The 23510-nt window shown below is 61.1% G+C and carries 25 protein-coding genes; 24 read left to right on the forward strand and 1 reads right to left on the reverse strand.

Annotation, left to right across the window (positions count from 1 at the left end; all coding sequences use genetic code 11):
• Window positions 1-3 precede the first annotated feature (3 nt).
• The 13 genes from fliJ (at window position 4) to flhB (ending at window position 9977) form a co-directional block, all read left to right on the forward strand.
• Window positions 4-453, forward strand: coding sequence for a flagellar export protein FliJ (fliJ, locus tag QMK54_RS07870; protein WP_110659559.1), 450 nt, complete (start codon window positions 4-6; stop codon window positions 451-453).
• Between the two features lie 89 nt (window positions 454-542).
• Entirely contained in the window at window positions 543-842 is a 300-nt protein-coding gene (locus QMK54_RS07875) for an STAS domain-containing protein (protein ID WP_110659560.1), read from the forward strand.
• Between the two features lie 5 nt (window positions 843-847).
• Window positions 848-2554: a fused response regulator/phosphatase gene (locus tag QMK54_RS07880; RefSeq protein WP_320402301.1), complete on the forward strand. Its 1707-nt coding sequence runs from the start codon at window positions 848-850 to the stop codon at window positions 2552-2554.
• 30 nt (window positions 2555-2584) lie between these two features.
• Window positions 2585-2935, forward strand: a complete 351-nt coding sequence (locus tag QMK54_RS07885) for an Hpt domain-containing protein (protein ID WP_320402302.1) — start codon at window positions 2585-2587, stop codon at window positions 2933-2935.
• Between the two features lie 99 nt (window positions 2936-3034).
• Complete coding sequence (locus tag QMK54_RS07890; RefSeq protein WP_320402303.1) at window positions 3035-4399, forward strand: flagellar hook-length control protein FliK; 1365 nt, start codon at window positions 3035-3037, stop codon at window positions 4397-4399.
• A gap of 183 nt (window positions 4400-4582) precedes the next feature.
• Entirely contained in the window at window positions 4583-5086 is a 504-nt protein-coding gene (gene fliL / locus QMK54_RS07895; protein ID WP_110659564.1) for a flagellar basal body-associated protein FliL, read from the forward strand.
• A gap of 9 nt (window positions 5087-5095) precedes the next feature.
• Window positions 5096-6064: a flagellar motor switch protein FliM gene (fliM, locus tag QMK54_RS07900; RefSeq protein ID WP_103394738.1), complete on the forward strand. Its 969-nt coding sequence runs from the start codon at window positions 5096-5098 to the stop codon at window positions 6062-6064.
• Between the two features lie 66 nt (window positions 6065-6130).
• Window positions 6131-6577, forward strand: coding sequence for a flagellar motor switch protein FliN (gene fliN, locus QMK54_RS07905; RefSeq protein ID WP_095944071.1), 447 nt, complete (start codon window positions 6131-6133; stop codon window positions 6575-6577).
• A 30-nt stretch (window positions 6578-6607) separates the two neighbouring features.
• Entirely contained in the window at window positions 6608-7021 is a 414-nt protein-coding gene (gene fliO, locus QMK54_RS07910; protein WP_263296104.1) for a flagellar biosynthetic protein FliO, read from the forward strand.
• Window positions 7021-7779 (forward strand): flagellar type III secretion system pore protein FliP, encoded by a 759-nt coding sequence (gene fliP / locus QMK54_RS07915; protein ID WP_110659566.1) that lies wholly within the window; start codon window positions 7021-7023, stop codon window positions 7777-7779. The genes fliO and fliP overlap by 1 nt, the downstream gene beginning before the upstream one ends.
• The gene (gene fliQ / locus QMK54_RS07920) at window positions 7776-8045 is read left to right on the forward strand and encodes a flagellar biosynthesis protein FliQ (protein WP_007948918.1); all 270 of its coding nucleotides are present in this window, start codon (window positions 7776-7778) and stop codon (window positions 8043-8045) included. The genes fliP and fliQ overlap by 4 nt, the downstream gene beginning before the upstream one ends.
• A gap of 3 nt (window positions 8046-8048) precedes the next feature.
• Window positions 8049-8834 carry a flagellar biosynthetic protein FliR gene (gene fliR / locus QMK54_RS07925; protein ID WP_320402304.1) on the forward strand — a complete coding sequence of 262 codons (786 nt, stop codon included), beginning with the start codon at window positions 8049-8051 and terminating at the stop codon, window positions 8832-8834.
• Between the two features lie 3 nt (window positions 8835-8837).
• The gene (gene flhB / locus QMK54_RS07930; RefSeq protein ID WP_320402305.1) at window positions 8838-9977 is read left to right on the forward strand and encodes a flagellar biosynthesis protein FlhB; all 1140 of its coding nucleotides are present in this window, start codon (window positions 8838-8840) and stop codon (window positions 9975-9977) included.
• A gap of 92 nt (window positions 9978-10069) precedes the next feature.
• Here flhB and QMK54_RS07935 read toward each other — a convergent pair whose 3' ends face one another.
• Complete coding sequence (locus QMK54_RS07935) at window positions 10070-10624, reverse strand: cytochrome b (protein WP_223591220.1); 555 nt, start codon at window positions 10622-10624, stop codon at window positions 10070-10072.
• A gap of 222 nt (window positions 10625-10846) precedes the next feature.
• Between QMK54_RS07935 and flhA the strand changes: the two genes are divergently transcribed.
• From flhA to QMK54_RS07990, 11 genes are all read left to right on the forward strand, one after another.
• Window positions 10847-12976 carry a flagellar biosynthesis protein FlhA gene (gene flhA / locus QMK54_RS07940; protein WP_110661507.1) on the forward strand — a complete coding sequence of 710 codons (2130 nt, stop codon included), beginning with the start codon at window positions 10847-10849 and terminating at the stop codon, window positions 12974-12976.
• Between the two features lie 11 nt (window positions 12977-12987).
• Complete coding sequence (gene flhF, locus QMK54_RS07945; protein WP_110661505.1) at window positions 12988-14316, forward strand: flagellar biosynthesis protein FlhF; 1329 nt, start codon at window positions 12988-12990, stop codon at window positions 14314-14316.
• 116 nt (window positions 14317-14432) lie between these two features.
• Window positions 14433-15263, forward strand: coding sequence for a flagellar synthesis regulator FleN (fleN, locus tag QMK54_RS07950; protein WP_007975361.1), 831 nt, complete (start codon window positions 14433-14435; stop codon window positions 15261-15263).
• On the forward strand, window positions 15260-16000 hold the full coding sequence (fliA, locus tag QMK54_RS07955; RefSeq protein WP_007894214.1) for an RNA polymerase sigma factor FliA: 741 nt from the start codon (window positions 15260-15262) through the stop codon (window positions 15998-16000). Before fleN ends, fliA begins: the two co-directional genes overlap by 4 nt.
• A 167-nt stretch (window positions 16001-16167) precedes the next feature.
• Window positions 16168-16539 carry a chemotaxis response regulator CheY gene (locus QMK54_RS07960; RefSeq protein WP_003183998.1) on the forward strand — a complete coding sequence of 124 codons (372 nt, stop codon included), beginning with the start codon at window positions 16168-16170 and terminating at the stop codon, window positions 16537-16539.
• A 21-nt stretch (window positions 16540-16560) separates the two neighbouring features.
• A complete protein-coding gene (locus QMK54_RS07965; protein WP_110661503.1) occupies window positions 16561-17349 on the forward strand; it encodes a protein phosphatase CheZ in 789 nt (262 codons plus the stop codon).
• Between the two features lie 54 nt (window positions 17350-17403).
• Window positions 17404-19674: a chemotaxis protein CheA gene (locus QMK54_RS07970; RefSeq protein WP_320402306.1), complete on the forward strand. Its 2271-nt coding sequence runs from the start codon at window positions 17404-17406 to the stop codon at window positions 19672-19674.
• 48 nt (window positions 19675-19722) lie between these two features.
• Entirely contained in the window at window positions 19723-20853 is a 1131-nt protein-coding gene (locus tag QMK54_RS07975; protein WP_110661499.1) for a protein-glutamate methylesterase/protein-glutamine glutaminase, read from the forward strand.
• A complete protein-coding gene (locus QMK54_RS07980) occupies window positions 20853-21593 on the forward strand; it encodes a flagellar motor protein (protein ID WP_085716992.1) in 741 nt (246 codons plus the stop codon). The genes QMK54_RS07975 and QMK54_RS07980 overlap by 1 nt, the downstream gene beginning before the upstream one ends.
• A gap of 15 nt (window positions 21594-21608) precedes the next feature.
• Window positions 21609-22499 carry a flagellar motor protein MotD gene (motD, locus tag QMK54_RS07985; protein ID WP_110661497.1) on the forward strand — a complete coding sequence of 297 codons (891 nt, stop codon included), beginning with the start codon at window positions 21609-21611 and terminating at the stop codon, window positions 22497-22499.
• 43 nt (window positions 22500-22542) lie between these two features.
• Window positions 22543-23331 carry a ParA family protein gene (locus QMK54_RS07990; protein WP_223591211.1) on the forward strand — a complete coding sequence of 263 codons (789 nt, stop codon included), beginning with the start codon at window positions 22543-22545 and terminating at the stop codon, window positions 23329-23331.
• The last annotated feature ends 179 nt before the right edge of the window (window positions 23332-23510 follow it).

Below are 23510 nucleotides of genomic sequence, written 5' to 3' on the forward strand. Positions count from 1 at the left end.
CTCATGGCGCAGACTCGGGCAGGGCGGCTGGCGCCGGTGGTGGAAATGGCCGAAAAGGCCGAAAAAACCGCAGTCCAGCGCCTGGGGCACTTTCAAGGGCAGGTTCGCCTGGCGGAAAGCAAGCTCGCCGACCTTGAAGCCTTCCGCCTTGACTATCAGGAACAATGGATCGTGCGCGGCAGCGGCGGCGTCTCGGGCCAATGGTTGCTGGGCTATCAGGGCTTTCTCGCGCAACTGGGCACGGCCATTGACCAGCAGCGGCAAAGCCTGGCCTGGCACCAGAACAACCTGAACAAGGCTCGGGAAACCTGGCAGCAGGCGTTTGCCCGGGTCGAAGGTTTGCGCAAGCTGGTTCAGCGCTATGCCGACGAGGCCCGGGCGCTTGAAGACCGGCGTGAACAGAAATTGCTGGATGAATTGTCCCAGCGTTTGCCGCGTGAGAACCCCTATTGAGCGTGCTTTCAAAAAACCGGCTGGCTTGCCGCCATCCCCTCCTGATGCTAAACCTTCTAGACGTGTTCCAAAGACAAGGAAGCCATTAAATGTCAGTCGTTTCAGAAGTGTCCCAGGACGGGCAAAAGCTGACGATCTCGATCAAGGGTCGTTTCGACTTCGCCAAGCATCAGGAATTTCGTCAGTCCTACGAAGATAAACAGCTATCGGCGGTTGTGGTCGACCTGAAGGAGGCCACTTACCTCGACAGCTCGGCCCTGGGCATGCTGCTTTTGCTGCGCGATCACGCCGGTGGCGACGACTCCGATGTGCGCGTCGTCAACAGCAGTACCGACGTGCGTAAAATCCTCGCCATCTCCAACTTCGACAAGCTGTTCGACATCAGTTGATTGCCATGCAGCCACTGGAGCCGCTGACGATCCTGATTGCCGAGGACAGCGCCGCCGATCGCCTGCTGTTGTCGAGCATCTTGCGCCGCCAGGGGCACGAAGTGCTGACGGCGGCCAACGGTGCCGAAGCGGTCGAGGTGTTTGGCCAGCAACAACCGCACCTGGTGTTGATGGATGCGCTGATGCCGGTCATGGATGGCTTCGAGGCGGCCCGACAGATCAAGGCCCTGGCCGGGGAAACCCTGGTGCCGATCATCTTCCTCACGTCATTGTCCGAAAGCGAAGCCCTGGCCCGCTGCCTGGAAGTCGGCGGTGACGACTTTCTGGCAAAGCCCTACAACCAGGTGATTCTCGCGGCCAAGATCAAGGCGATGGATCGCTTGCGGCGCTTGCAGGACACGGTGCTGCAACAGCGTGACCAGATCGCCCGGCACCACGACTACCTGCTGAACGAACAGCGCGTGGCCAAGGCCGTTTTCGACAAGGTGGCGCACTCCGGCTGCCTGAATGCCGCTGCGAATATCCGTTATCTGCAATCGCCCTATGCGCTGTTCAACGGCGACCTGTTGCTGGCCGCGTTCACCCCGGCCGGAGACATGCACGTGCTGCTGGGCGACTTCACCGGCCACGGTCTGCCGGCGGCGGTGGGCGCCATGCCCTTGGCCGAAGTCTTCTACGGGATGACCGCCAAGGGCTATGGCCTGGCGGAAACCCTGCGCGAGATGAATGCCAAGCTCAAGCGCATCCTGCCGGTGGACATGTTCTGCTGTGCCACGTTGCTGTGCCTGAGTTCACAGCGCCGTTCGGTGGAAGTCTGGAACGGCGGCATGCCCGACGGTTACCTGCATCGCATTGCCAGCGGGGAGCGAACGCCTCTGCCGGCGCGGCACTTGCCTTTGGGGGTGCTGAGTACGGAATCCTTCGATGACCGTACCGACGTGTACCCCATGGCCCTCGGGGATCGGGTGTTTCTCCTGTCCGATGGCGTGATCGATACCTGCGACACCAACGATCAGTTGTTCGGCGTGCAGCGGTTACAGCAGGTGTTTGCCGCCAATCGTCAGCCAGATGCACTGTTTGAAGAGATTGAACAAGCGTTGCGACAGTTTGGCGGAGAGGCGCGTGACGATGTCAGCATGGTCGAAATCAGCCTGCTGCAGACGGCCCAGATCACTCCGCCGGCGTTGGTCTACTCCGACAGTGGGCAGTCCTGCCCGCTGGACTGGTCGGTGAGTTTCGAATTTCGCGCCGCCACGCTCAAGCGTTTCAATCCGTTGCCCTATCTGTTGCAGTTGCTGCTTGAGGTCCATGGCCTTCGGGCTCAGAGCGGTGCGCTCTACAGTGTGCTGGCGGAACTCTATTCCAATGCGCTGGAGCATGGCGTGCTGGGGCTGGATTCGAGTCTCAAGCGCGATGCGTCGGGGTTTGCGCGGTATTATCACGAGCGCAATACCCGGCTCGGCGAACTGCAGGATGGTTTTGTACGGGTACATTTGCAGGTGGCGCCGACAGATGGCGGCGGTTGCCTGACCATTCATATCGAAGACAGCGGCAAGGGATTCGATGTCGAGCGAGTGATGGCAAGGCCGTTGGATGACATCCGCCTGTCGGGACGAGGGGTCAGTCTGATCCGCCAGTTGGGGCGCAATGCCCGCTGGACCGACGAGGGTCGAAGTGCACGCGTGGAGTTTACCTGGGAGGCTCTGGCATAATCCGCGCATTCTTGATCAAGGAGTGAGCAAGTGGACGAGACACATGTGGATCGCGGCGTGCTGAGTGCATTGCGCGAAGTGATGGAAGAGGGCTATCCGGGTCTGCTGGAAATCTTTCTTGCGGACTCCGAAGAGCGCCTGAAAGTCTTGAGAACAGCTGACAGTGCCGCACTGCTGGTTGAAACGGCCCATAGCTTCAAGGGCAGCAGCAGCAATATGGGCGCCGTCAGGCTGACCAGGCTCTGCCACCAGCTTGAGCAGCAGGCCGCCAGTTTGCCGTGCGCGGCCATTCAGGAGCTGGTCGGCAAAATCGATAACGAGTTTGCCGGTATCCGGCCTCTGTACGAAGCTGAGCGACAGCGTTGCCCGGCGAAAATCTGAGCATAAGCTGTATTGGGCCTCCTTCGAGTGAAACTGGCTCGACCTTTGCAGTCAACTCATTCAACTGTACTTAGAGCCCCGTGCAGCGGAGACCGTTTCATGCCCGTTACCCCCGATATTTTGCTTCAGGCCTCCAGGCAGGCCAAGACTCTGGCTGCGTCCGCCAATCCCCCGGCGCTGACCGCTGAGCCCGGGGACAAGGCCGCAAGCTTCGCTCATGTCTACGCCAGCCAGGCCCAGAGCAAGCCCGATGCGTTGGCGGATGCCTCGGTCAAGCCGGGTCGTGACAAAAGCTCTGATGCTGCCGGAAAAAAAGACGCTGGCAACGACACGTCTGCCGCCGGCGAGCCGGTGGTTGCCGATGGCGGCAAATCCTTGCCTGCCGACACGGTGGTGCGGGCTGACGGCAAGACGGCCGACGATGATGCGGCGGATGCCGACCAGGCTCCGGTCGTCGATGCCGCGCCTGTCGATCCGGCGCTTGATCCCTCATTGCAGCAAGCCGTACAGCCAGTGACACCTGCGCCAGTACCGACAACTCCCGCCGTAGCCGACACTGTGCCGCCAGCGGTTGACGCGTCGGTTGCCGCAGCCATCACCACGACAATCACGTCGGCACAGACCGCTACAGACGACAGTTTCGATCCAGAGGCTGATCCTCTCGACGCCCTGCCGGCACTACGCCTGGCGATGGAGCAGAGCGGTCACGTGTCGGCTTCCAGCCAGGCGCAGTCCAAGGCTGCACCGACCCAGGCGCAAGCCCAGGTTGATGGCGAGGTGACGTCGGCGCAACACTTTGCCGCCGGCATGGCGACCCTGCTGGATGTTCAGGCCGACAAAGACAGCACCGGTCAGGGCGACGACAAGGCTTTCAGCGGCTTGATCGATGACGGCCTGAAGGACCTCAAGTCCGCCAGCAGCGATACCCGTGTCGATGATTTCGCCAACCGCCTGGCCGCGCTGACCCAGGCGGCTACCCCGAAGACTGCCAACGCCTTGCCGGTGAACCAGCCGATCGCCATGCACCAGAGCGGATGGACCGAAGAGGTGGTGAACCGGGTCATGTACCTGTCCAGCGCCAATCTCAAGGCGGCGGACATCCAGTTGCAGCCCGCTGAGCTCGGACGCCTGGACATTCGGGTGAACATGGTGCCCGATCAACAGACCCAGGTTACGTTCATGAGCGCGCACCCGGGCGTGCGTGAAGCGCTGGATGGCCAGGTTCATCGCTTGCGCGACATGTTCGCCCAGCAGGGCATGGGGCAGGTCGATGTCAACGTTTCGGACCAGTCCCGTGGTTCGCAGCAAGGGCAGGAACAAGCCCGGCAAAGCCAGGCCGGGCGGACCAGCGCCAACGGCGGCCGTCTCGATTCAATGGATGACGACCTGACTCCCGGGGTGGCTGAAGTGGCTGCCAACACCACCAGCGTGATCGGCTCCAGCGCGGTCGATTACTACGCCTGACCAAACGCAAAACCCCCTGTAGGAGCGAGCTTGCTCGCGAAAAACGTGAGAGCGCCGCGTTTATCCAGATGACCCTCGTCATCGTTAACGTCCATCGCGAGCAAGCTCGCTCCTACATGGCATAACACTTGCTCTTGCCTTGCCGTGCGACTGTGAAAACCCGATTAGTGACGGATTATTGGCATGGCGAAGAGCGACGCAGCAGTAAAAGACCCCGCAACCAAAGGCAAACTCAAGCTGATTATCCTGATCGTGGTGGCCCTGCTGCTGGCGATCGGTGTGTCCGTGGGCGCGACCTGGTACTTCATGCACAGCGCTCAGAGCAAGCCTGCCGCCGCCGATGCGCAGACCGCTCTCGTCGGTAAACAGCCAGCGATTTTCGAGCCGATGGCACCGGCTTTCGTGGCCAACTTCAACCAGAACGGTCGCCAGCGCTACATGCAAGTGAGCATCACCATGCTCGCGCGCAACCAGGTGGACCTGGATGCGCTCAAGGTCCACATGCCGGTGATCCGCAATAACCTGGTCATGCTGTTCTCCGGGCAGGACTTCGCCACGCTCGCCTCGCCGGTCGGCCAGGAAATGCTGCGGCAGAAAGCCACCGCCAGCGTGCAGGAAGTGGCGCAGAAAGAGCTCGGCAAAGTGGTAATCGAACAGTTGCTTTTCACTAATTTCGTACTGCAGTAGGAACACGACATGGCCGTGCAGGACCTGCTGTCCCAGGATGAGATCGACGCGCTGTTGCATGGCGTCGACGATGGTCTGGTACAGACCGAAAACGCTGCCGAACCCGGCACCGTCAAAAGCTACGACCTGACCAGCCAGGATCGCATCGTCCGCGGACGGATGCCGACCCTGGAAATGATCAACGAGCGTTTCGCCCGCTATACCCGCATCAGCATGTTCAACATGCTGCGTCGCTCGGCAGACGTGGCGGTTGGCGGCGTGCAGGTGATGAAGTTCGGCGAATACGTGCACTCGCTGTACGTGCCGACCAGTCTCAACCTGGTCAAGATCAAGCCCCTGCGCGGCACCGCGCTGTTCATCCTCGACGCCAAACTGGTGTTCAAGCTGGTGGACAACTTTTTCGGTGGCGACGGCCGGCACGCCAAGATCGAAGGGCGTGAGTTCACCCCGACCGAGCTGCGTGTGGTGCGCATGGTGCTGGAGCAGGCGTTCGTCGATTTGAAAGAGGCCTGGCAGGCGATCATGGAAGTCAACTTCGAGTACATCAACTCGGAAGTGAACCCGGCCATGGCCAACATCGTCGGCCCGAGCGAAGCTATTGTGGTGTCGACCTTCCACATCGAACTCGATGGCGGTGGCGGTGACCTGCACGTGACCATGCCGTACTCGATGATCGAGCCGGTGCGCGAAATGCTCGACGCCGGCTTCCAGTCGGACCTCGACGACCAGGACGAGCGCTGGGTCAACGCCCTGCGCCAGGACGTGCTGGACGTCGACGTGCCAATCGGTGCGACAGTCGCCCGTCGTCAGCTGCGCCTGCGCGACATCCTGCACATGCAGCCGGGGGATGTGATTCCGGTCGACATGCCGGAAGAAATGATCATGCGCGCCAACGGCGTGCCGGCCTTCAAGGTCAAGATGGGTTCGCACAAGGGCAACCTGGCGTTGCAAGTGATCGAGCCGATCGAGCGCCGCTGACCGGCGCTCGTACCCATTCGCAATTAACCGAATTCTGAATTTTTGCTCGCCGAGGACACTGACACTATGAGTACGCAAGACGATCAGGCTCTGGCCGATGAGTGGGCTGCGGCCCTGGAAGAAACCGGTGATGCCGGACAGGCTGATATCGACGCCTTGCTGGCGGCCGATTCCGGCAATTCCGCGTCCAACCGCCTGCCAATGGAAGAGTTCGGCAGCGTGCCGAAAAACAACGACCCGGTCAGCCTCGAAGGCCCGAACCTGGACGTGATCCTCGATATCCCGGTGTCGATTTCCATGGAAGTGGGCAGCACCGATATCAACATCCGCAACCTGTTGCAACTGAACCAGGGTTCGGTGATCGAGCTCGATCGCCTGGCCGGCGAGCCGCTGGACGTGCTGGTCAACGGCACGCTCATCGCCCACGGCGAAGTGGTGGTGGTCAACGAGAAGTTCGGCATCCGCCTGACGGATGTGATCAGCCCAAGCGAACGCATCAAGAAGCTGCGCTGAGTGAAAAAGGTTCTCGGATTTGTGTTGGCGATGCCGTTCAGCGTGCTGGCGGCTGAGCCTGTCGCAACGGCGACCACGGCTGCTGCGCCAGCAGTGAGCAGCGGTGTGGCTGGCCAGCTGACACAACTGGTGTTCGGCTTGCTGCTGGTGCTGGGGCTGATCTTCCTCCTCGCCTGGTTGCTGCGTCGGGTCCAGCAGGCGGGTCCTGCGGGCAAGGGGCAGGTGATCGAGATTGTCGGCTCCCGTGCGCTGGGGCCGCGTGATCGCCTGATGCTGGTACAGGTCGGCAACGAGCAGATTCTGTTGGGCTTGAGCCCTGGCAGCATCACGGCGCTGCACGTCCTCAAGGAGCCGGTGCAAGTGCCGGCTACCGACAAGCCGACACCGGAGTTTGCGCAGCGACTGCTGGAGATGCTGGGTAAAGATCAGAAGGATAAGAAGTAATGGGTGCGCTACGCATCGTCTTGACGCTGGCCCTGATCCTGGCCGCGCCGTTGGCATTCGCCGCCGATCCGCTGTCGATCCCGGCCATCACCCTGGGTACCAATGCGCAGGGTGCGCAGGAATACTCGGTCAGCCTGCAAATCCTGCTGATCATGACCGCGCTGAGCTTCATCCCGGCGTTTGTCATGCTGATGACCAGCTTTACCCGGATCATCATTGTCTTCTCGATCCTGCGCCAGGCCCTGGGCCTGCAGCAGACACCGTCGAACCAGATCCTTACCGGCATGGCGCTGTTCCTGACCCTGTTCATCATGGCACCGGTGTTCGACCGGGTGAACCAGGACGCCTTGCAGCCGTACCTGGCGGAAAAGCTGACGGCCCAGGATGCGGTCGCCAAGGCGCAGGTGCCGATCAAGGATTTCATGCTCGCCCAGACCCGCACCAGCGATCTGGAGCTGTTCATGCGCCTGTCCAAGCGCACTGACATCGCGACGCCGGATCAGGCGCCTTTGACCATCCTGGTGCCGGCCTTCGTGACCTCCGAGTTGAAAACGGCGTTCCAGATCGGCTTCATGATCTTCATTCCGTTCCTGATCATCGACCTGGTCGTGGCCAGTGTGTTGATGGCCATGGGTATGATGATGCTCTCGCCGCTGATCATTTCCCTGCCGTTCAAGATCATGTTGTTCGTGCTGGTGGATGGCTGGGCGCTGATCATTGGCACGCTGGCCAGCAGTTTTGGCGGTGTCTCGCCATGACACCAGAAGTTGCGGTCGACATCTTCCGTGAAGCGCTGTGGCTGACCACCATGATGGTGGCGGTGCTGGTGATTCCGAGTCTGCTGGTGGGCCTGCTGGTGGCGATGTTCCAGGCCGCCACCCAGATCAACGAACAGACCTTGAGCTTCCTGCCGCGCCTGCTGGTGATGCTGGTGACCCTGATCGTCGCCGGACCGTGGCTGGTGCAGACTTTCATGGAGTACATCCTGCAGTTGTACGGCAGCATTCCGCAGGTCATCGGTTAAACCATGTCCTCGCTGCTGCAACTGACGGATACCCAGATCAGTACCTGGGTGGCGGCGTTCATGTTGCCGTTGTTTCGCGTCGGCGCCTTGCTGATGGTCATGCCGGTGTTCGGCACGTCCCTGGTGCCCAAGCGCGTCCGCCTGTATTTCGCCCTGGCCATCACCGTAGTCATCGCGCCCAGCCTGCCACCGATGCCGGCGGTGAATGCGCTGGACTTGAGCGGGTTGTTGCTGATTGCCGAGCAGATCCTGGTCGGCGCGATCCTGGGGTTCTCGCTGCAGTTGTTCTTCCAGGCGTTCGTGGTTGCCGGGCAGATCGTCGCGATCCAGATGGGCATGGGTTTCGCCTCGATGGTCGACCCCACCAACGGCGTGTCGGTGGCGGTGATCGGGCAGTTCTTCACCATGCTGGTGACGCTGATGTTCCTGGCGATGAATGGCCATCTGGTGGTGTTCGAGGTGCTCAGCGAAAGCTTCACCACGCTGCCGGTCGGCAGTGGGTTGATGGTCAATCATTACTGGGAACTGGCCGGCAAGCTCGGCTGGGTGCTCGGTGCGGCACTGTTGCTGGTGCTGCCGGCCATCACCGCGCTGCTGGTGGTCAACATCGCCTTTGGCGTGATGACCCGGGCTGCGCCGCAACTGAACATCTTTTCCATCGGTTTCCCACTGACCCTGGTGCTCGGCCTGTTTATCGTCTGGGTCGGGCTGGCGGACATTCTCAACCAGTATCAACCGCTGGCCACCGAGGCCCTGCAGTTTTTACGCGAACTGGCAAAGGCGCGCTGAGACATGGCTGAGAGCGAAAGCGGTCAGGACAAGACAGAAGACGCCACTGAGAAAAAGAAAAAGGACGCCCGGGAGAAGGGTGAGATCGCCCGTTCCAAGGAGCTCAATACCCTGGCGATCATGCTCGCCGGTGCCGGTGCCCTGCTGGTGTTCGGCGGAGCGCTGGCCCAGGACATGATGGAGTTGATGCGCCTGAATTTTTCCCTGTCGCGGGAGGTGGTGCTGGATCAGCGCGCGATGGGCACCTATCTGCTGCACTCGGGGCAGATTGCCCTGCTGGCGATTCAGCCGGTGATGATCACCTTGTTGCTCGCCGCCTTGATCGGTCCGATATCCCTCGGCGGCTGGTTGTTCGCAGCCGGCTCCATGGCCCCAAAATTCAGCCGTATGAACCCCGGTGCAGGCCTCAAGCGCATGTTCTCGGCCAAGGCCGTGGCCGAACTGCTCAAGGCTCTGGCGAAGTTTTTCATCGTGTTGTTCGTGGCCTTGCTGGTGTTGTCGGCGGACATCGATGACCTGCTGCGCATCGCTCACGAACCGCTGGACCGGGCGATCATCCACAGCCTGCAAGTGGTCGGCTGGAGCACCCTGTGGATGGCTTGCGGGCTGATCATCATCGCCGCCGTCGATGTGCCGATACAGCTCTGGGAAAGCATCAAGAAACTCAAGATGACCAAGCAGGAAGTGCGCGACGAGCACAAGGACCAGGAAGGTCGTCCGGAGGTCAAGCAGCGGATTCGTCAGTTGCAGCGCGAGATGTCGCAGCGGCGGATGATGGCGGCGATTCCCGATGCCGACGTGGTCATCACCAACCCGACGCACTACGCCGTGGCCCTCAAGTACGACCCGGACAAAGGCGGGGCGCCGATGCTGATCGCCAAGGGTAGTGACTTCCTGGCGTTGAAAATCCGCGAGATCGCGGCGGCCAACGAGATTTTGCTGCTGGAATCTCCGGCGCTGGCACGCTCGATCTACTACTCCACCGAGCTTGAGCAGGAAATTCCCGGCGGGCTGTATCTGGCGGTCGCGCAGGTGCTGGCTTACGTCTACCAGATTCGTCAGTACCGCGCGGGCAAGGGCAAGCGACCGGATCCGCTCAAGGATGACCTGCCGATTCCGCCGGATTTGCGCCGCGATTCCTGAGTTTCGCGCTGTCGCTGCTGGCTCCTTCGCGGGCAAGCCCGCTCCCACTGGGTTCTGCGCAAGCCGCACTGGCCTGCGCCGGCCTTTTCAGCTCAGCGCCTGATTTTGAGTAGCATTCCGGCGAGGACGTCGTCCTTGTCGATAAAGTGGTGTTTTATGGCCACCAGCAGATGTCCGCCGACCAGTGCGCCACAGAACCACGATGTCCAGGTATGAATGTACTTGGCCAGGTCGTAGAGGTCTGGATCAGGGGCAACCAGAGGCGGTAAAAGAAACAGTCCCGCCACAAGAATCGGTTTGTCTGCAACAGAGCTCCAGTACCAGCCTGAAAGAGGCAAGCCAATCAGCGCAATGGCGTAAAGCAGGATGTGCCCCATCATCGCGCCTTGCTTCATCAGTCCGCTCATATGCTCTGGCAGCGCTGGAGGCCGATGCTTCAGGCGCCAGGCAACTCGCGCGACAATCATGAAAAGCAGCGTGCTAGCCAATGCCTTGTGCAAAAAAGTGAGTTCGTGGTGGGGGTTCAGTTCATCTCGCCAGTGCGTGGCCAGGATCCCCAGCGTCCAACTGCTCATCCAGACAAGTGCCATGCCCCAGTGCAGCCACTTGGCGGTGTTGGTGTATTCCGTGGTTTTTGCCTTCGGCATCGTTGCCTTCCTCCTATTCAAGGTCTTGTCGATTTGCATCGTGGCGCGCGATGTTGGAGGGGGTGCATTAACCGACTATTAGGCCGGCGCAAATTCAAGCGGTCGCGGCCAGCGAAAGCCCTCTGTTTCGCCCCTTCGCAAAAGTTGGAAAGCTTCTTGCAGTAGCCGCCCCGAGCCTGCTTCAGGCGTCAAAAGTTTGCTTTAAAGGAACGGGGAATACCGGTGGATCGCTCTCAGTTAATCAACAGTGCCCGCAGCAACATTGCCGACCTCAGTCGAGGCAATCTGGGCGTGCCGCTGTTGCTGCTGGTCATGCTGGCGATGATGATGCTGCCGGTGCCGCCGTTCCTGCTCGACGTGTTCTTCACCTTCAACATTGCCCTGTCCATCGTCGTGCTGCTGGTGTGCGTCTACGCCTTGCGGCCGCTGGATTTTGCGGTGTTCCCGACCATTCTGCTGGTGGCGACGCTGTTGCGCCTGGCGTTGAACGTGGCCTCCACGCGAGTGGTGATGCTCCACGGCCAGGACGGCCACGCGGCCGCCGGCAAGGTGATCCAGGCCTTCGGCGAGGTGGTGATCGGCGGTAACTACGTGGTCGGTATCGTGGTCTTCGCGATCTTGATGATCATCAACTTCGTCGTGGTCACCAAGGGCGCGGGGCGGATTTCCGAGGTGAGCGCGCGTTTCACCCTCGATGCGATGCCCGGCAAGCAAATGGCGATCGACGCCGACCTCAACGCCGGCCTCATCGATCAGAACCAGGCCAAGCTGCGCCGGATGGAAGTCGCTCAGGAAGCCGAGTTCTACGGTTCGATGGACGGTGCCAGCAAATTCGTCCGTGGTGATGCCATCGCCGGCCTGCTGATCCTGTTCATCAACCTGATCGGCGGCATGGCGGTCGGTATCTTCCAGCACGGCATGACCTTCGGCGACGCCGGCAAGGTGTATGCGCTGCTGACCATCGGTGACGGTTTGGTGGCGCAATTGCCATCACTGTTGTTATCGACAGCGGCGGCGATCATGGTGACCCGTGCTTCCGGTTCGGAAGACATGGGCAAGCAGATCAATCGGCAGATGTTCGCTTCGCCCAAGGCGCTGGCGGTAGCAGCCGGTTTGATGGCGGTCATGGGCCTGGTGCCCGGCATGCCGCACTTCTCGTTCCTGAGCATGGCGGCCCTGGCGGCCGGTGGCGCCTACCTGTTCTGGAAAAAGCAGAACGTCGCCAAGGTGCAGGCCCTGCAAGAGGTCAAGCGCCAGCAGGAGTTGCTGCCGTCGCCGGCCCGCGCCGCGGAAACCAAGGAGCTTGGCTGGGATGACGTGACACCCATCGACATGATCGGCCTGGAAGTGGGATATCGCCTGATTCCGCTGGTGGACCGCAACCAGGGCGGCCAGTTGCTGGCGCGGATCAAGGGGGTGCGCAAGAAGCTGTCCCAGGATCTGGGCTTCCTGATGCCGACGGTGCATATCCGCGACAACCTCGACCTGGCGCCAAGCGCCTATCGCCTGACCCTCATGGGGGTGATCCTGGCCGAGGCAGAGATTTACCCGGATCGCGAGCTGGCGATCAACCCGGGGCAGGTCTACGGCACGCTCAACGGCATTACCGCCAAAGATCCGGCTTTCGGCCTGGAGGCGGTCTGGATCGAAATCAGCCAGCGCGCCCAGGCGCAATCCCTCGGTTATACGGTGGTCGATGCCAGTACAGTAGTGGCAACCCACCTGAACCAGATACTCTACAAGCATTCCAGTGAACTGATCGGTCACGAAGAAGTGCAGCAACTCATGCAATTGCTGGCCAAAAGCTCGCCGAAACTGGCCGAGGAGCTGGTGCCGGGCGTGGTTTCGCTGTCGCAGCTGCTCAAGGTCCTGCAAGCGCTGCTGGCCGAACAAGTGCCTGTGCGTGACATCCGCAGCATTGCCGAGGCCATCGCCAACAATGCCGCCAAGAGTCAAGATACCGCCGCGTTGGTGGCTGCCGTGCGGGTTGGCGTATCCCGCGCAATCGTGCAAAGCATTGTAGGCACTGAGTCGGAGCTGCCAGTTATCACGCTGGAGCCAAGGTTGGAACAGATATTGCTCAATAGTCTGCAGAAGGCAGGGCAAGGCTCGGAAGAGGGTGTTCTGCTGGAGCCAAGCATGGCTGAGAAGCTGCAGCGCTCGCTGATCGACGCGGCGCAGCGCCAGGAGATGCAAGGTCAACCGGTGATTCTGCTGGTGGCCGGTCCGGTTCGCGCGATGCTCTCGCGATTTGGCCGGCTCGCAGTCCCGGGATTGCACGTGTTGGCTTATCAGGAAATCCCTGACAACAAGCAAGTGACCATCGTTGCGACAGTAGGGCCCAACGGCTGAGGTAGTGGTTTATGCAAGTTAAGCGTTTTTTCGCCGCCGATATGCGTCAGGCCATGAAGCTGGTTCGCGATGAGCTGGGCGCTGATGCCGCCATTATCGGCAACCGCCGGATCGCCGGCGGGGTCGAGCTGACGGCTGCGCTGGACTACAAATTGTCGGCGCTGGCGCCGCGTGTTCCGAACATGGAACTCGAAGACGAGCTGCGCAAGACGCAGTCGCGGATCGTCACCGCCCAGGCCGAATTGAGCCTGCGTGGCGAGGGCGAGAGCGACAACAGCACCAACCGTCAGTTGTTCGCCGGCCTGCCGTTGACCGCCGCCGAACCATTGATCGAACCAACGTACGCCGAACCTCGTCGTCCCGCACCGGCCGCTGCACCGGCATCCGCTGGCGTGGACCCGCGCGCGTTCGACTCGATGCGTTTCGAGCTCAACAGCCTGCGCGAACTCATGGAAGTCCAGCTCGGGTCCCTGGCCTGGAATCAGCTGCAAGGCAGCCGTCCGGACCAGGCCAATCTCTGGCGTCGCCTGCAACGTATTGGCCTGTCTGGCCCGCTGTCGCGCGATTTGCTGGCGCTGACCACTGAAATCCAGGAGCCCCGTCAGGCCTGGCGCATGCTGCTGGCGCACCTGGCGCGCATGATCGTTACCCCGGAAGTCGAGCCACTGGAAGAGGGCGGTGTGATCGCCATGGTCGGTCCTGCCGGCATGGGCAAGACCACCACCCTGGCCAAGCTGGCGGCCCGTTACGTGCTCAAGTATGGCGCGCAGAACATTGCGCTGGTGAGCATGGACAGCTTCCGCATCGGTGCCCAGGAGCAGCTCAAGACCCTGGGGCGCATTCTCAATGTGTCGGTGACCCACGTCGATCCGGGCCAGTCCCTGGTGCAGGCGCTGGAGCCATTGCTGCGCAAGCGCGTGGTGCTGATCGATACCGCCGGCCTGCAGGCCAGCGATCCGGCCCTGCGCATGCAGCTTGAGAGTCTGGCCGGTCGTGGCATCCGCGCGAAAAATTATCTGGTCCTGGCAACCACCAGCCAGAAACAGGTTCTAACCGCCGCTTATCATAGTTACAAGCGTTGCGGGCTCGCTGGCTGCATCCTGACTAAACTGGATGAAACGGCAAGCCTGGGCGAGGTGTTGAGCCTGGCCATCAGTCATGAGCTGCCGGTGGCGTACCTGACCGATGGTCCGCGGATTCCGGATGATCTTCATCTGCCGCGCCGTCATCAGTTGGTCAGTCGCGCCGTCAGCGTGCAAATGCAGGAAGAACCCAGCGAGGAAGCCATGGCTGACATGTTCGCTGACATCTACCACAGCCCGACCAAGCAGGTTGGCTGAGGTAATAATGAATCGTTTTTGTACCTACATCGATGGTCTGCCATGCATTGTTCCGTTTGTGAACGCGCAGCCAGTAATGTGGCCTCCGTCTATGCAAGACAAGGTAAAGAAATAACATGGGCAGCATGCATCCCGTACAGGTGATCGCGGTGACCGGCGGCAAAGGTGGCGTCGGGAAAACTAACGTGTCAGTGAACTTGTCCCTGGCTTTGGCCGAGCTTGGCCGGCGCGTCATGCTGCTGGACGCCGACCTGGGACTGGCGAACGTCGACGTTCTGCTGGGCCTGACACCCAAACGTACCCTGGCCGACGTGATCGAGGGCCGCTGCGAACTGCGCGATGTACTGCTGCAGGGACCAGGCGGCATTCGTATCGTTCCGGCCGCATCCGGCACACAAAGCATGGTTCATCTGAGCCCTGCGCAACACGCTGGCCTGATCCAGGCCTTCAGTGATATCGGCGACAACCTCGACGTCCTGGTGATCGACACCGCCGCGGGCATTGGTGAGTCGGTCGTCAGCTTCGTTCGCGCAGCCCAGGAAGTACTGCTGGTGGTGTGCGACGAGCCGACCTCGATTACCGATGCCTACGCCTTGATCAAGTTGCTCAATCGCGACTACGGCATGAACCGCTTCCGCGTCCTGGCCAACATGGCCCAGAGCCCGCAGGAAGGGCGCAACCTGTTCGCCAAGTTGACCAAGGTCACGGATCGCTTCCTCGACGTCGCCCTACAATACGTCGGCGCGGTGCCTTACGACGAAAGCGTGCGCAAGGCCGTGCAGAAGCAGCGCGCTGTCTACGAGGCGTTCCCGCGCTCCAAGTGCTCGCTGGCGTTCAAGGCCATCGCGCAGAAGGTCGATACCTGGCCGCTGCCGGCCAACCCGCGCGGGCACCTGGAGTTTTTCGTCGAGCGTCTCGTGCAGCAGACAGCAGGACCTGTGCTATGACAGCCAGCGGTTACAACCTCTACAAAAAATCAGCTCGTGATGCGCAGTACGAGCTGATCGAGCGTTACGCGCCGCTGGTTAAACGCATTGCTTACCACTTGCTGGCGCGCTTGCCGGCCAGTGTCCAGGTCGAAGACCTGATCCAGGCCGGGATGATCGGCCTGCTTGAAGTGTCTACCAAATATGACGCCAGCAAAGGCGCCAGTTTCGAGACGTACGCGGGCATTCGAATCCGCGGCGCCATGCTCGATGAAGTGCGCAAGGGGGACTGGGCGCCTCGTTCGGTTCACCGCAATACGCGCATGGTCAGCGACGCTATTCGCTCGATTGAAGCGAAAACCGGCCGTGACGCTAAAGATCACGAAGTTGCGGCCGAACTCCAATTGAGTCTCGACGATTACTACGGAATTTTGAACGACACGCTGGGCAGCCGCTTATTCAGTTTCGACGACCTGTTGCAGGACGGCGAACACGAAGGGCTGCACGAGGATGGCGCGAGTGCTCATCTCGAGCCGTCACGCGATCTGGAAGATGAACGCTTCCAGGCTGCGCTGGCGGATGCGATTGCCAATTTGCCGGAGCGTGAGCGACTGGTGTTGGCGCTGTACTACGACGAAGAGTTGAACCTCAAGGAAATCGGTGAGGTCCTGGGGGTCAGCGAATCGCGGGTCAGCCAGTTACACAGCCAGTGCGCGGCCCGTTTGCGGGGGCGTTTGGGGGAGTGGCGAGCGCGCTGAAGGCAGTGTGGGGACACTGCGAACGAGGCTGGTGTGGTGTTGAACTACCCCGGTCTCGATCTGTTGTGCTCCATACAGTCATTGAGTGCTTTGCCGGATTGATTGAAATGGCGCGTCCAGGTGCTGGGCGCGTTTAAGACTGCTTGGAGGTCGAATTGGACAAGAACATGAAAATCCTCATCGTTGATGACTTCTCAACGATGCGGCGGATCATCAAGAACCTGCTGCGTGACCTTGGGTTCACCAACACCGTCGAGGCCGACGATGGCACTACCGCCATTCCGGTGCTCAACAGCGGAAGCATCGACTTTCTGGTAACGGACTGGAACATGCCTGGCATGACCGGTATCGATCTGCTGCGCCACGTGCGTGCCGATGAGAAGCTCAAGCACCTGCCGGTGCTGATGGTGACCGCTGAAGCCAAGCGTGAGCAGATCATCGAAGCGGCCCAGGCCGGCGTTAACGGCTATGTGGTCAAACCCTTCACGGCCCAGGCGTTGAAAGAAAAAATCGAGAAGATTTTCGAACGCATCGGTTGATGAGTGCGCCACGGGGGAGCTATGGGCAATAACGAATCTTCATTGGGCGATTTCGAGTCGACCCTGAAAAAACACGCCGTCGAATTGGTCGCGAGCCTTGAAAAAGGCAAGTTCGGCGACGCGGTGCAATTGATCCATGAGCTCAACCAGACCCGTGACCGCGGCCTGTATCAGGAGGTGGGCAAGCTCACCCGCGAGCTGCACAGCGCGATCGTCAATTTCCAGATTGACCCGCACATGCCGCAAGCCGAAGAAGTGTCGCAGATCACCGATGCCGCCGAGCGCCTGGGGTATGTGGTCAAGCTGACCGAGGCCGCAGCCAATCGCACCATGGATCTGGTGGAAAGTGCCACGCCTCTGGTCAACAGCCTGGCGGATGAGGCCCAGGCCTTGAGTACGGACTGGGGACGCTTCATGCGTCGTGAAGTCGGCGCCGAGGAGTTCCGTGAATTGGCCCGGCGGGTCGACGGCTTCCTGGCACGCAGCGGCACGGACAATCGCGCGGTGTCGGGCAACCTCAACGACATCCTGCTCGCCCAGGATTACCAGGACCTCACGGGGCAAGTGATCAAGCGCGTGACCCAGTTGGTCACCGAAGTTGAAAGCAACCTGCTCAAGCTCGTGCTCATGGCCAGCCAGGTGGACCGCTTTGCGGGCATCGAACATGACCGTGAAGCGATGCTTGCTGAAAAAGATCCACAAAAACATCTCTCTCAGGGTGAAGGTCCGCAGATTCATGCCGATAAAAGAGAAGACGTTGTGTCCGGTCAGGACGATGTGGACGATTTGTTATCCAGCCTGGGATTCTAGAGTTTTAGCATTTTAGGTTTTTTGGGTTTTTAGACCTGTAGGAGCACCCCCTTAATGAGCTTCGGCGCCGATGAAGAGATCCTTCAGGATTTCCTGGTTGAGGCCGGCGAGATTCTAGAGCAACTGTCCGAGCAACTGGTCGAGCTGGAAAGCCGTCCGGATGATGCGGATCTGCTCAATGCAATTTTTCGCGGTTTTCACACTGTAAAAGGGGGCGCCGGCTTCCTCCAGCTCAACGAGCTGGTGGAGTGCTGCCACATCGCCGAGAACGTGTTCGACATCCTGCGCAAGGGTGAGCGTCGCGTCGATTCGGAACTGATGGACGTGGTTCTCGAAGCGCTGGACGCGGTGAACGGCATGTTCAGCGAAGTCCGCGAGCGTGGCCCGATCACGGCTGCAACGCCTGAACTGCTGGCGGCATTGGCCCGTCTGGCCGAGCCGCAGTCGGCTGACGAGGTGGCCTCTGCGCCTGTTGCCGCCGTGGTCGAAGCGCCGGTGGCTGAAGCCGATTCGGGCGACATTACCGATAATGAATTTGAACAGTTGCTGGACTCGCTGAATGCCGTCAAGGCCCAGGCCGAGGCGCCGGCGGCTGTGTCTGCGCCGGTCAGCGATACCGCTGCCAGCGATGAAATCACCGATGCCGAGTTCGAGTCGTTGCTCGATCAGTTGCACGGCAAAGGCCAGTTCGCCGTCGATGCGGTTGCGCCGGCTCCGGCTGCGCCAGAAGCACCGAAAGCGGCGGGCGACAGTTCCGATATTACTGACGACGAATTTGAAGCACTGCTCGACCAGTTGCACGGCAAGGGCAACTTCGCCGTCGAGGCGCTGGAATCGGCCATTGCTTCGGTGCCTGCACCTGCAGCACCTACCGCCGCGGCGGCCGGCAGCGATCTGATTTCCGATCACGAGTTCGAAGCGCTGCTTGACGAACTGCACGGCAAGGGCAAGTTCAGCGAAGTCGGCACCGCGACTGTGGCCAATGGTTCGAATGCGGCTGTTGCGGCACCGGCAGCCAAGGCCGCGGCGCCGAAACCGGTCGCCAAGGCCCCGGAGCCAAAAGCCGAAGCCCCGGCAGCCGCTGCCGCCCCGGCTGCTGCACCGGCATCGTCCCGCGCTCCGGCCGCGCCACCGGCGGAAAAACCGGCGAGCGAAGCCGAGACCACCGTACGCGTCGACACTGCGCGCCTCGATGAGATCATGAACATGGTCGGCGAATTGGTGCTGGTGCGTAACCGCCTGGTCCGCCTGGGCCTCAACAGCGGCGACGAAGCCATGTCCAAGGCCGTGTCGAACCTCGACGTGGTCACGGCCGACCTGCAGACCGCGGTCATGAAGACCCGGATGCAACCGATCAAGAAAGTCTTCGGGCGCTTCCCGCGCCTGGTTCGCGACCTGGCGCGCCAGCTCAAGAAAGAGATCAACCTGGAACTGGTCGGCGAAGAAACCGACCTCGACAAGAACCTCGTCGAGGCCCTGGCCGACCCGCTGGTCCACTTGGTGCGCAACGCGGTCGACCACGGCATCGAGTCGCCGGAAGAGCGCGAAGCCTCGGGCAAGGCCCGTGGCGGTAAGGTGATCCTGGCGGCCGAGCAGGAAGGCGATCACATCCTGCTGTCGATCTCCGACGACGGCAAAGGCATGGACCCGAATGTCCTGCGTTCCATCGCGGTAAAACGCGGTGTGATGGACAAGGATGCCGCCGATCGCCTGAGCGATACCGAATGCTACAACCTGATCTTCGCCCCGGGTTTCTCGACCAAGACCGAGATTTCCGACGTATCGGGTCGCGGCGTGGGCATGGACGTGGTGAAAACCAAGATTTCCCAGCTCAATGGCTCGATCAACATCTACTCGGCCAAGGGCCAGGGTTCGAAGATCGTCATCAAAGTGCCGCTGACCCTGGCGATCATGCCGACGCTGATGGTCATGCTCGGCAACCAGGCGTTTGCGTTCCCGCTGGTGAACGTCAACGAGATCTTCCACCTCGACCTGTCGACCACCAACGTCGTGGACGGCCAGGAAGTGGTAATCGTGCGGGACAAGGCGCTGCCATTGTTCTATCTCAAACGCTGGCTGGTCAGCTCCGCCGCTCACGAAGAGCAGCGCGAGGGCCACGTGGTGATCCTTTCGGTGGGCACGCAGCGGATCGGCTTTGTCGTCGATCAACTGGTGGGCCAGGAAGAAGTGGTCATCAAGCCATTGGGCAAAATGCTCCAGGGGACTCCGGGCATGTCCGGCGCCACCATCACCGGTGACGGCCGCATCGCGCTGATTCTCGATGTTCCGAGCATGCTCAAGCGTTACGCCACACGGCGTATTTGATTCTGGTGGAGCGGGGCGCCTGGCCTCGCTCCATCTAATGGAGTGTTTATGGCAGTCAAGGTCCTGGTGGTGGACGATTCGGGGTTTTTCCGCCGCCGCGTCTCGGAAATTCTTTCAGCGGATTCCAACATCCAGGTCGTCGGCACGGCGACCAACGGCAAAGAGGCGATCGATCAGGCACTGGCGCTCAAGCCAGACGTGATCACCATGGACTACGAGATGCCGATGATGGACGGCATCACCGCCGTGCGGCACATCATGCAACGCTGCCCGACCCCGGTCCTGATGTTCTCCTCGCTGACCCACGAAGGCGCCCGGGTCACCCTGGATGCGCTGGATGCCGGCGCGGTGGACTTCCTGCCGAAGAACTTCGAAGACATCTCGCGCAACCCCGAGAAGGTCAAGCAACTGCTGTGCGAGAAGATCCTGAGCATCTCGCGCAGTAATCGTCGTGTCAGTCACTACAGCGCTCCAGCACCTGTCGCTGCGCCAGCCCCGATGCCCGCGCCTTCGAGCGTGGGCAGTTTTGGCAGCAGCGCGCCCGTGCGTCCGGCTCCGGCACCGATCCCTGCGCGTACGCATGCGGCCAGCCCGTCGTCACCTGCGCCAAAACGCAAAAACTACAAGCTGGTTGCCATCGGCACCTCCACCGGCGGACCGGTCGCCCTGCAGCGGGTCCTGACTCAGTTGCCGGCCAATTTCCCGGCGCCGATCGTGCTGGTTCAACACATGCCGGCGGCCTTCACCAAGGCCTTCGCCGAACGCCTGGACAAGCTCTGCCGCATCAGCGTCAAGGAAGCCGAGGATGGCGACATCCTGCGTCCGGGCCTGGCGCTGCTGGCACCGGGTGGCAAGCAGATGATGATCGACGGCCGTGGCGCGGTGAAAATCCTCCCGGGTGACGAGCGTCTGAACTACAAGCCGTGCGTGGATATCACGTTCGGCTCGGCCGCCAAGACCTACGGCGACAAAGTTCTGGCGGTCGTCCTGACCGGCATGGGCGCCGACGGTCGTGAAGGCGCGCGCCTGCTCAAGCAGGGCGGCAGTTCGATCTGGGCACAGGACGAAGCCAGTTGTGTGATCTACGGCATGCCGATGGCCATCGTCAAAGCTGAACTCGCCGACGCGGTGTACAGCCTCGACGACATTGGCAAGCACCTGGTCGAGGCTTGTATCTGATGGATGTTCTAAGCCTGATCGGCATCATCATGGCCTTCGTCGCCATCATTGGCGGCAACTACCTTGAAGGCGGTCACCTCGGCGCCCTGGCCAACGGCCCGGCAGCGCTGATCGTGCTCGGCGGCACCATTGGCGCCGCGCTGCTGCAATCGCCGATGAGCGCCTTCAAGCGCGCCATGCAGATCCTTGCCTGGATCCTGTTCCCGCCGCGCGTTGACCTCGCCGGTGGCATCGACCGGGTAGTGAACTGGAGCCTGACCGCGCGCAAGGAAGGCCTGTTGGGCCTTGAAGGAATCGCCGACGCCGAGCCCGACAACTACGCGCGCAAAGGCTTGCAACTGCTGGTCGACGGAGCCGAGCCGGAAGCGATCCGCAGCATTCTGGAAGTGGATTTCTACACCCAGGAAAGCCGCGATGTCGAAGCGGCCAAGGTCTTCGAAAGCATGGGTGGTTACGCGCCGACCATCGGCATCATCGGTGCGGTGATGGGCCTGATTCACGTGATGGGCAACCTCGGTGATCCGTCGCAACTGGGTAACGGCATCGCCGTGGCCTTCGTCGCCACCATCTACGGCGTGGCCAGTGCCAACCTGGTGCTGCTGCCGATTGCCGCCAAACTCAAATCCATCGCGCTGCGCCAGTCGCGTTATCGCGAAATGTTGCTGGAAGGACTGCTGTCGATCGCCGAAGGTGAAAACCCACGCTCAATTGAGTTGAAGCTCCAGGGCTTCATGGATTGATGGGGGTAATGGACTATGGCTCGTCGTCGTCAACATGATGAACATGTAAACCATGAACGTTGGCTGGTTTCCTATGCCGACTTCATCACCTTGCTGTTTGCTTTTTTCGTGGTGATGTACTCGATCTCGTCGATCAATGAAGGCAAGTACAAGGTCATTTCCGAAGCGCTGGTCGGGGTCTTTACCGACTCCGATCGCTCGCTCAAGCCGATCCCCATCGGTGACGAGCGGCCGAAGACCGTGACCCCGGCCAAGCCGCTGGTCAAGGACAGTGACCAGGTCGATGCCGGTGTCTCCGGCGCCAGCGACCCGCTCAAAAGCATCGCCGACGACATCAGCGCGGCGTTCGGTGACCTGATCAGCTCCAACCAGATGACCGTGCGTGGCAACGAGTTGTGGGTCGAGATCGAGCTCAATTCAAGTCTGTTGTTCGGCAGTGGCGATGCCATGCCCAGCGACATCGCGTTCAACATCATCGACAAGGTCGCGGCGATCCTCAAGCCGTTCGACAACCCGATTCATGTCGAAGGTTTCACTGACGATCAACCGATCCGCACCGCGCAGTACCCGACCAACTGGGAGCTGTCCTCGGCCCGCTCGGCCAGCATCGTGCGCATGTTGGCGATGCAGGGGGTGAACCCCGGTCGCCTGGCTTCGGTCGGTTATGGCGAGTTTCAGCCAGTGGCCAACAACGCCACCGCCGAAGGCCGCGCGCGCAACCGTCGCGTGGTGCTGGTGGTGTCGCGCAACCTCGATGTGCGCCGCAGTCTGACCGGCACCGGAACCGCTAATGCGCAACCGGATGCCGCCTTGAAGCGTGCTGGCACACAAACTGCACCGACCCCGGTCAAGTCGCCGGTACGAGAGAACGCCGTCAATTCTCCGTCACCCGTATTAACACGTTGAGCTATTTCTCGGACGATCCGTTCGGCCGGGAGGAACAATCCGAATGAGAGTCTGGGCAGTCGCCAATCAAAAGGGTGGTGTCGGTAAAACCACTTCCTCCATCGCTTTAGCCGGGTTGCTGGCCGAGGCGGGCAAGCGCGTGGTCGTGGTCGATCTCGACCCTCATGGCTCCATGACCAGCTACTTCGGTTACGACCCCGACACCCTGGAACACAGCAACTACGATCTGTTCCTGCACAAGGGCAACGTGCCCCAAGGCCTGCCGGGTCAACTGCTGCTGTCGACCAGCGACGAACGCATCTCCCTGTTGCCCTCCAGCACCGCGCTGGCCACCCTTGAGCGCCAGTCGCCGGGGCAGAGCGGTTTGGGCCTGGTGATTGCCAAGAGCCTGGCGCAACTGTGGCAGGACTTCGATTACGCGGTGATCGACAGCCCGCCATTGCTCGGCGTGCTGATGGTCAATGCCTTGGCGGCGAGCCAGCAACTGGTGATTCCGGTGCAGACCGAACACCTGGCGGTCAAGGGCCTCGAGCGCATGGTCAACACCCTGGCGATGATCAACCGCTCACGCAAACAGGCATTGCCATTCACCATCGTGCCGACCTTGTTTGACCGGCGCACCCAGGCGTCCCTCAGCACATTGCGCGTGCTGCGCGACAAATTCCCCGACGAAATCTGGCAAGGCTATATCCCGGTGGACACGCGCCTGCGCGATGCCAGCCGTGCCGGGTTGACACCTTCGCAGTTCGACGGCAAGAGCCGTGGCGTTCTCGCCTACCGTGCATTGCTCAAGCATCTGCTGGCGGCACAACTCGTTCCGCAGGTGGCCTGACATGACCCCGATCCCTGTAGGAGCGAGCTTGCTCGCGATGGTCGTCAACGAAGACGCGGGAAACCTGACATGACCCCGATCCCTGTAGGAGCGAGCTTGCTCGCGATGGTCGTCAACGATGACGCGGGAAACCTGACATGACCCCGATCCTTGTAGGAGCGAGCCTGCTCGCGATGGTC

It is taken from the genome of Pseudomonas sp. P5_109, from assembly GCF_034009455.1.
Classification (GTDB): Bacteria; Pseudomonadota; Gammaproteobacteria; order Pseudomonadales; family Pseudomonadaceae; genus Aquipseudomonas.